1 protein-coding gene is annotated in these 1,043 nt (G+C 69.1%); it reads left to right on the forward strand.

Annotated features, from left to right (window positions below):
* Positions 1-195: 195 nt before the first annotated feature.
* Positions 196-915, forward strand: a complete 720-nt coding sequence (gene rsmG, locus ACFW2E_RS47770; RefSeq protein ID WP_384478663.1) for a 16S rRNA (guanine(527)-N(7))-methyltransferase RsmG — start codon at positions 196-198, stop codon at positions 913-915.
* Positions 916-1,043: the final 128 nt, after the last annotated feature.

Raw genomic sequence — 1,043 nt, forward strand, 5'->3', positions numbered from 1 at the left:
CCCCACACACACACCCCCCCCCCCCCCCCCCCCCTTTTGTCCCTTGTCTCGTGGGCTGGGATATGTTTATAAGAGACAGCGTTCTCCGGCCCCGTCTGTTGCGCAGACGGGGCCGAATTTTGTCAGCCTGATAGTTCTGGTGGTTCTGGCAGCGGCGTCTGGTGCGCCGGTGTCGTACGGAAGGGCGGTCCCCTCGTGTCGGAGGCAGCGGAGCTTCCCCCTGTTCCCGAGCAGGCACGCGACGTGTTCGGTGCTCGCTACGCGGACGCTGTCCGCTACGCCGAGTTGCTCGCTGAGGCGGGGGTGAAGCGTGGCCTGATCGGTCCGCGTGAAGTACCCCGTCTGTGGGAGCGGCATCTGCTGAACTGCGCCGTGCTTTCGGAGGTCGTGCCCGAGGGCGTGACAGTGTGCGATGTCGGTTCGGGCGCCGGCCTGCCCGGGATCCCGCTGGCGCTCGTCCGGGACGACCTGAAGATCACTCTTCTGGAGCCCCTGCTGCGGCGCACCAATTTCCTGACCGAGGTCGTGGAGCTTCTGGGCCTGGACCATGTGACCGTGGTGCGTGGCCGGGCCGAGGAGGTCATGGGCAAGTTGCCGCCGGTGCATGTGGTGACGGCCCGTGCCGTTGCTCCGCTGGACCGTCTGGCCACCTGGGGGGTCCCGCTGCTGCGCCCGTACGGCGAGATGCTCGCCCTCAAGGGCGACACGGCCGAGGAGGAGCTGAAGGCCGCGGCCACGGCGCTCAGCAAGCTGGGTGCGGTGGAGACCTCCATCCTGCATGTGGGTGAGGGAGTCGTGGATCCCATGTCCACCGTGGTGCGGGTCGAAGTCGGGGAGAGTCCCGGTGGAGTGCGTTTCGCCGCCAAGCGGGCCAAGGCGGCGCGGACCGGCCGTGCGCGGCGGCGCCGCGGATAGCCGTACTCCACACAAGCTGCCCTGCCTACGCGTGCCGGAGTGTCGCGGCTGATCGGCCTCGGCGGGGGGGCCGCCGTGGTGAGGGTGTAAACACGGGGCACGCGCAGGCCCGGAAACAAAGCGCGCGC

The organism is Streptomyces sp. NPDC058964 (genome assembly GCF_042741275.1).
Classification (GTDB): Bacteria; Actinomycetota; Actinomycetes; order Streptomycetales; family Streptomycetaceae; genus Streptomyces.